The following is an 11016-nucleotide window of genomic DNA, read 5'->3' as shown; positions in this document are numbered from 1 at the left end:
GTCTTTGTGCAGTAACAGTTAGCCCTAGAAAATCTACAACAATATCATAAGGTGATAACATTCTGCGATATTCAGCACCCCATACTAACTGAACTAAAGCTTCCAAAAATAAGAGAACTCCAATTGCTGCGATTTTGTCATGTATTGGCGGTGCGTTCCGTAGTGGATGAAAAACTAGCCGTTCCATAACAACGCCTAATAAGCCAACGATAATAATCGAAATAAAAATCGCCAGCCAATAGTGGATACCCATGCTCTCCATAAATAAGAGTGTGATATAGCCACCAACCATATATAGAGCTCCATGTGCAAAATTTGGAATATGCAAAATTCCATATACTAATGTCAATCCAAGTGCAACCAAACTGTAAACGCTTCCAATTGTAAGTGCATTGAATATTTGCTGAAATAAAATATCCATGTGTTCCCTCCTCTTATTTGGATACAGAATACATTTCTTTTAACGTACGTTTCAAAATCTTTCCAACCGCTGTTTTTGGAAGTTCCTCTACAAAAGCAATTTCTTTTGGCACTTTATAAGCTGCTAATCGATCTCGACAGAATTGAATTAATTCCTCTTCCGTTATTATTTCATTTTCTTTGGCAACAACAATTGCTTTAACTGTTTCACCGCGGTATTCATCTGGAACTCCGATAACAGCTGCCTCAAGCACTTTTGAATGACTGTAAATCACATCCTCCACTTCAATCGGATACACATTAAATCCACTTGCTAATATCATTTCTTTTTTACGTCCAACAATATAGAAAAATCCATCAGCATCCATCATGGCCAGATCTCCAGTATATAACCAGCCATCACGTATCGTATTAGCTGTTTCTTCAGGCATATTCCAATACCCTTTCATAATTTGAGGTCCTTTTATAATTAACTCTCCTACCTCTCCAATTGACAAATCTTGCTCACCGGTAGCTATATCAACAATCTTAGCATCTGTGTTAGGTATAGGTATTCCGATACTTCCACGCTTTTGAAGTCCAGAAATCGGATTACGGTGTGTGACAGGCGATGCCTCAGATAACCCATATCCCTCAGCAACATTTGTACCGCTCACTTCATTAAAACGGTTTATCACTTCAACAGGAAGTGGGGCAGAACCACTTGTACAGGTTTGAAGGCAGCTTAAATCAAACTTATAGGTTTTATAGTAATTAAGTAGTGCAATATACATTGTTGGAACACCTGGAAATGAGGTTGGCTTTGTTTTTTCTATTATTTTCACGACCTCTTCCACATCAAATCGAGGTACGAGAATCAAGTTACCTCCATTATAAAAAGTAAGGTTCATCGCACTTGTCATCCCATATACGTGAAATAAAGGAGAAATGGTTAGAACCCTCTCTTCCCCAGTATTTGTTTTAACATGTGCAGTAGCAGCACTTTGGAGTGTATTTGCTACTAAATTATAATGTGTTAACATTGCCCCTTTTGAACGTCCTGTTGTTCCTCCTGTATATTGAAGAACAGCAATATCTTCTATAGGATCAATCTTTTCATTAGGGATTCTATCACCAGGATCTTTTAATAATTGATGAAACAAGCTTTCTTTTTCGAAAGAAACAGGAATGATTGTAGTAACTGATGTTTCATTTAAGATTTTTTCTACTACGGGTAGGAGTTGATCTAAAACAATGATGACCTTTGCCTGTGAATCGTTGAGGACGTATAGAAGTTCAGATGATTGATACATTGGATTAATTTGTACAATTGTTGCCCCACATAATAAGCTGGCATAATAGCTAATAGGATATTGAGGACAATTCGGAAGCATGATTGCGACTCGATCACCTTTTTTTACTTGACGTTTAGTAAGTGAACTCGCCATTCTATTTACACAATCATTTAAAAGTGAGTAAGAATATGATTTATCATAGAATGTGACCGCAATCTTATTTTCATATTTTTCAACAGAACGTTGAAACAAATCAGGTAACGATATTTCTGGTATTTCAATTTCAACCGGATTTCCTTCAACAACATGCTTTAACCATGGTCTATTCAAATTCCATTCCCCCTATTTCCTTCTTATCAAGGTCATAACCTTACTGCTTTACTTTAAGCAATTTTCATGCCAAAACAAAAAATAAGTGACAACTAGGTGAATTGTTCACCAAGTTGTCACTTAATTCAGGAATGATTTACCCGAGTATGTTACCTTCTTGTTTTACTAGGAGCTATGGTAATTTAAAAATGAATTGATCATTCACTTTTGAATTTATGATAAATTGTATTTTTGTAGCTTTCGAAAAACTGTTGCTTGACTTGTTTGAAGCTTTTCAGCAATTTGATAAGTTGTTTTATATCTTAACAGAGCTTTTTTTAGTGCTGTTTTCTCTGCTTGCTCTACGATCTCTCTTAATGACATTTCTTCAAGAACAATTTCTTCATCTGATGTTGTTTGTTGGTATTCATCTGGCAGATCATTGATGGATACGTATTCGTTTGGTACGGTCAAAATAAGTCTTTCTAATAAATTAGATAGTTCCCTTACATTGCCTGGCCAATCAAAATGATAAAAAAAGTTACTAATCTTTTTATCTAACACTTTTTCAACTGAATATTTATTCTTGTACAGCTCTAAAAAATAATGAACAAGTGGAAGGATATCAGCACGCCTTTCTCTAAGAGGAGGCACGAAAATTGGGACAACATTTAATCGGTAATAAAGATCTTCTCGGAATTTTCCATTTTTGACCATTTCCTTTAAGTCTCTGTTTGTCGCAGCCACTAACCGAACATCCACTTTTTTCGATTTTGTGCCACCTACTCTCATAATTTCTTTTTCCTGTATTGCCCGAAGCAGCTTTACTTGAAGATCCATTGGCATTTCGCCAACTTCATCTAAAAAAAGCATGCCATTATGTGCTAATTCAAACATCCCCACTTTTCCTGTCCTATTAGCCCCCGAAAACGCGCCACCTTCATAACCAAACAATTCTGATTCAAGAAGCTCATTTGGGATTGCCCCACAATTGACTTTTATAAGTTGCCCCTCATTAAATCTGTCACTTGAGCGATATAAAAATCGAACCAACACGTCCTTTCCGACTCCTGTTTCACCAAGAACAAGAATCGTTGTATCAAAGTTAGCAAGCCTGCCGATCATTTGATAAATCTCAATCATTTTATCACTTTTGAGGATAATATCAGGGTCTTGGATGGCAAATGATTTTAATCTATCAAGCTCTTCTTTATATTTCTCATTAAGCTGTTGCACTTTTTTTAGCTCTTTATTTAATTGATTTAATTCAGAAAGATCACGAATATTCGTGACAATCTTTTCTATTTCACCTTCTTCATTAAAAATAGGATTCCCCGTCATTAGTGTTTCTTTTTGATTAAAATTTTGCTGAACAACTGAAACTGAACGCTTTTGCTCCATAACTTTCAATGTTACAGATTCTTCTAATATCCCTCTTTTTATTAAATGATTAATATTTTTACCAATATAATAATGCTTAGGAATTCCTGTAATCCTTTCAATAGCAGAATTCGTTTTTAGTGTGTTGCCAAATTTATCAGTAATATAAATTCCATCAAATGAGCTCTCGATAATTGCATCTAATTCACGGTTTGATTTATCAAGCTCCTTAATTCGCTCCTCAAGGCGAAACCATTGCACACCGTTGGCTAATATGTACATTCTTCTTTGCTGGTTTTCTATTGTAAAATCTTTAAAAAGAAGTATGTATTGAAGGGTATTTTTTGAGGCAATGATCATATTTGATTCCTTCTCTTCCCAGAAATCAAATAAATCTTTCATTTTCTTTTGTAAGCATACGAATTTCTCTAACTCATCTGTTTGACCAAAATGGAAATCTATAATGCTTCCATCTATTGATGTTATGATTGTATTAAAAAGCATTAAGCTATTTTCGGTTTTAATCATTTCCTCACCCCTTATTTAAATAGTATAATTTAAAACGCTTACATAATTAAATATTAATGGTTTTAAAGGAAAAAAACCATAGAAAAAAGACAGAACATGTTGCTCTGTCTTTATATGAAAATATTAAATTGGTGCATCTACTTCTAAATCTTCCACTCGTTTTTCTAAATATTGAACATCTTTACGAGCGTTGTAGCGATCTGCTTTTTCAACCGTAACTGTAATATTGTAATCTGGAATTCCGGCGAATTTTTCGTATCTTCCTCGTGGTAATAAGAAGTTACCTTCAGGGAAGTGCACTTCTAGGTTTCCTGTTGCAATGTCAACGAACTTTGCTTTTCCTTGGAAAACACCAAAGCCATTATAAACGACAATTCCTTCTCCCTCAGCAATACTTAGACGTTTGGCATCTTCTGCATTCATAAGAACATCGTAACGGTCTGCCCCATTAAATGGATCCTTTTCTTTATAAACCATTGAGTTAAACTGCTTACCACGACGCGACGTGACAACAAATTGCCCTTCTTTTTTACCAAGATCCGGTATTTCAACTGAAATCAAGTTTCCTTTTCCATCTGGCGTAGGACAAACTCCACCTTCACATAACCAAGCCCCACCCCATTGGAAAACATCACCTACGTTTTTCAAGTGCTGAATGCCATTATAGTCGCGGTTGGCAATCGCGATTTCATCACGAATTTCCTGACCTGTTTTAAAATCAACAAGATGAGCAGTTTCAGGCTTCACACGTTTTGCAAGATCAACGTAAATTTTCCATTCTGCACGGGCCTCTTTAATTTCATTTTTATTTCCTTCAATTTCTGGTGAAAAATAGACCATTCTTTCTGTTGAAGTTGATGTTCCGCCGCCTTCTTGTTCATAGCGTGTTTTAGCAGGTAAAACGATTACTGCTTCTTTGGCATCAACAAGTGTTGATGTGTTGAAAATGATATCTTGGTGAACTCGAATGTCTAGTTCTGATAATGCTTTTTCTACAAAATCAGGATCTGGCATCGTTTCTAGGAAGTTACCACCTGATAAATAATAAAGCTTAATTTTTCTTTCATGATCTTCAGGTAGGACGATGTTTTCAAGTGTAACACCTACAATATCACCTTGCCATTTTGGTAGCTCAAAGCCCCAAATTTTCTCTATACGTTTGGCGTTTTCTTCTTCAAATCCACCACCAGGTAAAACAAATGGATCAGCTCCCATTTCACCTGAACCTTGTACTGAGGAATGACCGCGGAAAGGCATTAATCCACTGTTCTTACGTCCCAAGAAGCCGCGCAGGAGTGCAAGGTTTGCAACTTGTGAAATATTATCTGTTGCAAATGAATGCATCGTTAATCCTAGAGCCCAAGCAAAAATCGCATTTTTACTTTTTGCTAAAAGATCAGATAATTCAATGATTCTTTCTTTTGAAATGCCCGATGATTTAACAATTTCATCCCATGATTGTTGTTCAACATGTGATTTTAATTCTTCATAATCGTTTACATGTTTTTCTACAAACTCATGATTAATCGCTGAACCATATTGTTTTTCTTCCATCTCGAACCAGTGCTTCATAATTCCATGCATGAAGGCAATATCTCCACCAATGTTTACTTGATAGAAATCATCAGCAATTTTTGTTCCAAATAAAGCTGATTCCATATTAGATGGTATCCAATATTTATCCATCGCAGGCTCACTGTATGGATTAACAACAATTATTTTTGTACCTCTCTTTTTGGCTTCCAACATATATTTTGTTGAAACTGGTGATGCGTTTGATGCAACACTACCCCAGAATAATAATACATCTGTTCCAAACCAATCTTGATAATTAACCGTTGAGGCTCCAACACCAATAGAACGCTTTAATGCTGTTTTACTTGGTGAATGACAAATACGTGATGCATTATCAATATTGTTTGTTCCTAGAAAACGAGATACTTTTGCGGCTACATAGTAAGATTCATTCGTTATTCCTCTTGAGGTTAAGTAAAAAGCATACTGTTTCGGATCCAATTGCTTCATTTTATTTGCAATCATATCCATCGCTTCATCCCAAGATATACGTGAGAACTTTCTCTCTCCTTTACGTCGAATGAGCGGATAAGGAATTCGACCTAATTTTCTTAACTCAGTACTACTATATTTTCTTAATTCATCAATATCTGCATGTACAATTTCTTCTTTTAATGCCGGCATCGTGTTTAAACGAAGAACATTTAACCTAGTTGTACACATGTGAGGCCCTTTTAAAGTTTGATCATGTAGGCCAGACACACCTAAGGCACAGCCATCACAAACCCCTTTTGTTAAAATGCGTGATGCATAACCTAGATTATCTTTATTATCCCATGCTATTTTCATTGTATCGCGAAAATGATGTGGTTTAACCTTTCCTAGACCAAACGGAATTGGACTTACCCAGTGCTTTGGTTGCGGTGCTTTTGTTGCCTTTATAGGTCCTTGATGTTTTGTCTCTCCCATTTGAATTTCACTCCTCGTTCTGCCTGTAATTTTTATCTTCTTATCTATAGAGTTATTAGTTAGAAAAACTAGCCTATCATTAATTCAATTGATTTATTGATAGGCTAATTTTTCTTTAACTCGTTTCAACAAACTAACTTGGATGATCGGTGTCGCTGCATGGCCTATGAAACAAAAAACCACCGTAAACTCATAGTACAAAGAATGTGCGAGTCAAACGGTGGTTAGTCTTTTGCAGGATCGCTACTAAGTGCCATACCAATTTATTTAATTGAATGAATAAATATGTTTATTATTACTCTTTATTTTTATTTAGAGAATTTTTGTTGTAAGTCTTCATCGAAAACAAAGATCGACATACCAAAATCTCTGTCAATATCAATATCTACAAACAAATCAACGAATTTACAGTTTAAAAACTCTTCCATTTCAATAGGAGGGTTTTTCTTGTAAATTTGTTTAACCATTTCAGTTCTTGCAGATCGTAACGCTTGCTTTCCTTCATCAGCACTGGCAATGAATTTTTCAACAGGTGATAAATTCCCCTCCATCTCACAAATAGCCCAGTTTTTACAAAAGGTTGTTGTGATTTTACTCGGACCTTTTCCCATATGCTTTTTTCGGAAAGAACGAACGATATTACTAAACTCTGCTTCATACTTATTCATAATATCCTCCTACCTGTAGACAGGTTTTAGCATGAGGTATTTTACCACACCTCAGTGCATTGTGGAAGTATTATTTATCCAGCTATTTTTGATCCTGACACTTGTTGTTGACGTAACTTATTAATATCACGACGAATAACAATAGAAACGATTAATGCAACTACAAACATTCCCGAGAAGAAAGTTAAGCTAGTTGCATAGCTTCCAGTTGTATCTTTCATCCACGCTGCAAACATTGGACCAGCTAATCCAGCAGCAGCCCATGCAGTAAGAATGTATCCATGAATTGCACCCAATTGTTTTGTACCGAATAAATCGCCAATATAAGCAGGAATTGCTGCAAATCCTCCACCATAACAAGTGTATACCACTGCTAACATAACTTGGAATAAAAATGCTTCTGTAGTATGTGGTAAAACGGCAAATAATACAATTTGTAAGACGAAGAAAGTTGTATACGTATTTGGTCGACCAATAAAATCTGAAATTGACGCCCAACCGATACGTCCTAATCCATTAAATATTCCCAGGATACCAACTAATGCTGCAGCTTCTGCTGTTGTTAGACCAATACTTTCTTCAGCTAATGGTTTTGCAGCAGAAAGAATGGCAATACCACATGTTACGTTGATGAATAACATAATCCATAGATAATAAAATCTTGATGTTTTAACTGCTTCATTTGCCGTTAATTGTGATAAATCTTCTTTGATTCTAGATTTTCCAGATTGTCCTTTTTCATTAAACCCTTTAGGAGCCCAACCAACTGGTGGTTTCTCTAAATATAATGAAGATAATGTCATAATAACTAAATAAGAAATACCTAAAATAAAGAATGTGTTTGCTGTACCAACCGAATTAATTAGTGACTCCATAACTGGACTTGCAATGGCAGCAGCAAATCCGAATCCCATAATAGCCAGTCCAGTTGCAAGGCCACGACGGTCCGGGAACCATTTTACTAACGTTGAAACAGGTGCAATATATCCAACTCCAAGTCCAATTCCTCCAAGAACACCATATGTAACATAGAGGAAAGGTAATGATCCTAGATTAACCGCTAAACCGGAACCGATTATCCCAGCACCAAAGAATCCAGCTGCAAGTAAACCAGCAGCTCTTGGACCGTATTTTTCAACAAAGTGTCCTAAAAACGCTGCGGACAATCCAAGAAATAAAATAGCAATACTAAAAGTTAATTGTACTTGTTGAGCTGTCCATCCAAACTCTTCCATTAATGGATTGGTGAAATTACTCCATGCATACACTGATCCAATTGAGATATGGATCCCTACTGCAGATGCAGCAATCAGCCAACGATTTTTTGTCTTTTTCATGTGGTCATCCCCTTAGGTAAGCATTAAAAATTTTCTACGATGTAAAATCAAATCTTAACAAAATAAATAGAATAATATCTTGTTAAACAAAGAAAACCGCCAATCCCATTAAAATATGACAAATAAATGCCTATCTTAAAGGTGATTGACGGTTAGTTTCAAGCAGGAATCGCTACTATCGGACCAACAGTTAATCGCTTTCAAATTCGCAACAAGTTGAGTCGATGACAGGATCGCTATCTCGGAAGCAATTTGTTACAAAATCATGAACTTTGTAACGAAATATTACCATGTTCTATTTTAATGCGCAAGAATAATTTTTTACTTTTAGCTATCCTAACTTTTCACTAGGAAATCTTTAATACTTGTTTAAAAAATCAAACTATGTTTATATTTTAGTAATCTTAGAATTCGGGTGTGAGATGATATGGATATGAAAATGAGTATAAATCAACAAATAATAAAATATACAAACGGAAAATTAGTAGAAACAACCGATGATATTGTAACTGAATTTCCCCTAACAATTTTTGTGAATAATGAAGAATTTGCTACAATGGTATGTACACCCACTCATTTTGAAGAAATGGTCATTGGCTTTTTAGCGTCAGAAGGTGTCATTCGTTTCTATAATGAAGTCGAGTCAATTTCAATTGATGAAAATGCAGGATATGCCTATGTGAGCTTACATTCAGAAGTCACTACGAGTCATCAACACTATTCGAAACGTTTTATTGGGTCTTGCTGTGGTAAAAGCAGACAATTTTATTTTCAAAATGATGTAAAAACATCAAAAACCTCTACAAGCAAACAAACACTTACACCTGACCAATGTATTTCACTTATGAAAGCTATGCAGGAAAGCAGTGTTGTTTTTCAAGAAACTGGTGGTGTTCACAATGCTGCACTGTGTACTCCAGAGGAAATGCTTGTAAGCCGAACAGATATTGGGCGTCATAACGCTTTAGATAAATTATACGGATATAGTATTTTGAATCAGATTTCTGTGCGAGATAAAATTATTGTTTTTAGCGGAAGAATTTCATCCGAGGTTTTAGTAAAGGCATCAAAAATTGGTGTTGGTATTGTTCTATCAAAATCTGCTCCAACTGATCTCGCTATTAAATTAGCAAATGATCTAAATATAACGGCTGTTGGTTTTATTAGAGGAAATTCCTTTAATGTTTATTCCCATCCGGAACGAATTATTAACGAAAAATAGAGGGAGGAATCGTATTGAAGAATAACAAATCTGTTTATGATTATTTTGATCGTCCTCTTCGAGATTTGCGAATTTCTGTAACAGATAAATGTAATTTTCGTTGTACGTATTGTATGCCCGCGGAAATATTTGGTCCAGACTATCCTTTTTTAAAAAGAAATGAACTTTTATCTTATGAAGAAATTGAGCGATTAACTAAAGTTTTTGTTCAATCACTAGGTGTTAAAAAAATTCGAATTACGGGTGGAGAGCCGTTAATGAGAAAAGATTTGGCTTTTCTTATTGATCGCATTCATTCTATTAACGGTGTGGAAGATATAGCGATGACCACGAACGGATACTTTTTACCTAAATACGCCAAAGAGCTTAAATCAGCAGGCTTACAACGTGTATCCATTAGTCTTGACTCCCTAAATGATGATGTGTTCGGTAAAATCAATGGACGAGGTGTACCTGTAAAAGCTGTTTTAGACGGCATAGATGCTGCTTCCGAAGCAGGGTTAAAAGTTAAAATCAACATGGTTGTCAAACGTGGAATGAATGAACATGAAATTATTCCTATGGCAAAGTATTTTCGTGAAAAAGGTCATATTTTACGTTTTATTGAATTTATGGATGTTGGTAATACAAATAAGTGGAACTTACAAGATGTTTATCCAAAAAAACAAATTGTAGAGGATATTCATAAGGAAATGCCTTTAGAACCAGTGGATCCAAACTATAAAGGTGAAGTAGCAAGCCGTTACCGTTACGTAGGTTCACAAGATGAAATCGGGGTTATATCATCAGTTTCGGATGCATTCTGCTCAACATGTAATCGTGCTCGTCTGTCAGCAAGTGGTTCTCTTTATACATGTTTGTTTGCTTCAAAAGGTCATGATTTACGCGATGTAATTAGATCAGAGAAAACGGATGAAGAGCTTGCCAATCATGTAGCATCTCTTTGGAGTGGACGAAAAGATCAATACTCTGTTGAACGAAGTGAACGATCGACTAAGCGTGAAAAAATTGAGATGTCTCATATTGGAGGATAAACTAGATGAGTTCATGTAAAATTGATCATACAATTGATGATGTTACTAAAAAGCTAAACGAACAAACTCCTTATATGGATACTAGTATAGTTGAAAAGTGTTCCAATTTCTTGTCTACTTCAGTTTCTCAAGCTGATCTAAACGAACTGTTTCACTTATTAAAAAAATATGACTTAGCATCTGAAGAGGAAAAGAAAACTCGGATGAATAAAATCGAAAAATTAGTGCAGTGATTGTTATATAGATATAATAAAAAGGATGGTGTGAACCATCCTTTTTGTGTTCGACAAAATTCGGGAAGTGACAGTGCTCAACCCCCTTATAATGGACATATGAATTATAATTGAATTACGACATATA

9 protein-coding genes are annotated in these 11016 nt (G+C 35.4%); 3 read left to right on the top strand and 6 right to left on the bottom strand.

The window, feature by feature from the left end:
- The 6 genes from ACEWK1_RS26000 to ACEWK1_RS25975 form a co-directional block, all read right to left on the bottom strand.
- On the bottom strand, nucleotides 1–421 hold a 421-nt coding region (locus tag ACEWK1_RS26000; RefSeq protein WP_416636789.1), incomplete at its 3' end, for a branched-chain amino acid ABC transporter permease.
- Nucleotides 422–434: 13 nt separating this feature from the next.
- A complete protein-coding gene (locus tag ACEWK1_RS25995; RefSeq protein WP_121662367.1) occupies nucleotides 435–2024 on the bottom strand; it encodes a long-chain-fatty-acid--CoA ligase in 1590 nt (529 codons plus the stop codon).
- Nucleotides 2025–2237: 213 nt separating this feature from the next.
- A complete protein-coding gene (locus tag ACEWK1_RS25990; RefSeq protein ID WP_416636788.1) occupies nucleotides 2238–3911 on the bottom strand; it encodes a sigma-54 interaction domain-containing protein in 1674 nt (557 codons plus the stop codon).
- A gap of 123 nt (nucleotides 3912–4034) precedes the next feature.
- Nucleotides 4035–6395 (bottom strand): FdhF/YdeP family oxidoreductase, encoded by a 2361-nt coding sequence (locus ACEWK1_RS25985; protein WP_121662368.1) that lies wholly within the window; start codon nucleotides 6393–6395, stop codon nucleotides 4035–4037.
- 308 nt (nucleotides 6396–6703) lie between these two features.
- Nucleotides 6704–7063, bottom strand: coding sequence for a DUF2294 domain-containing protein (locus tag ACEWK1_RS25980; RefSeq protein WP_098794773.1), 360 nt, complete (start codon nucleotides 7061–7063; stop codon nucleotides 6704–6706).
- Nucleotides 7064–7137: 74 nt separating this feature from the next.
- The gene (locus tag ACEWK1_RS25975) at nucleotides 7138–8400 is read right to left on the bottom strand and encodes an OFA family MFS transporter (RefSeq protein WP_212134099.1); all 1263 of its coding nucleotides are present in this window, start codon (nucleotides 8398–8400) and stop codon (nucleotides 7138–7140) included.
- Nucleotides 8401–8827: 427 nt separating this feature from the next.
- Between ACEWK1_RS25975 and fdhD the strand changes: the two genes are divergently transcribed.
- From fdhD to ACEWK1_RS25960, 3 genes are read left to right on the top strand one after another with little or no spacing between them, the layout of a single operon-like run.
- Nucleotides 8828–9622: a formate dehydrogenase accessory sulfurtransferase FdhD gene (fdhD, locus tag ACEWK1_RS25970; RefSeq protein WP_121662370.1), complete on the top strand. Its 795-nt coding sequence runs from the start codon at nucleotides 8828–8830 to the stop codon at nucleotides 9620–9622.
- An 8-nt stretch (nucleotides 9623–9630) separates the two neighbouring features.
- Nucleotides 9631–10656 (top strand): GTP 3',8-cyclase MoaA, encoded by a 1026-nt coding sequence (gene moaA / locus ACEWK1_RS25965; protein WP_373995125.1) that lies wholly within the window; start codon nucleotides 9631–9633, stop codon nucleotides 10654–10656.
- A 5-nt stretch (nucleotides 10657–10661) separates the two neighbouring features.
- Nucleotides 10662–10889, top strand: a complete 228-nt coding sequence (locus ACEWK1_RS25960) for a group-specific protein (RefSeq protein ID WP_121662372.1) — start codon at nucleotides 10662–10664, stop codon at nucleotides 10887–10889.
- Nucleotides 10890–11016: the final 127 nt, after the last annotated feature.

Source organism: Metabacillus sp. YM-086 (assembly GCF_048059995.1).
Taxonomy (GTDB): domain Bacteria; phylum Bacillota; class Bacilli; order Bacillales; family Bacillaceae; genus Metabacillus; species Metabacillus litoralis_B.
The sequence above is the reverse complement of the archived record's forward strand: the minus strand, read 5'-3'. Positions and strand labels throughout refer to the sequence as shown.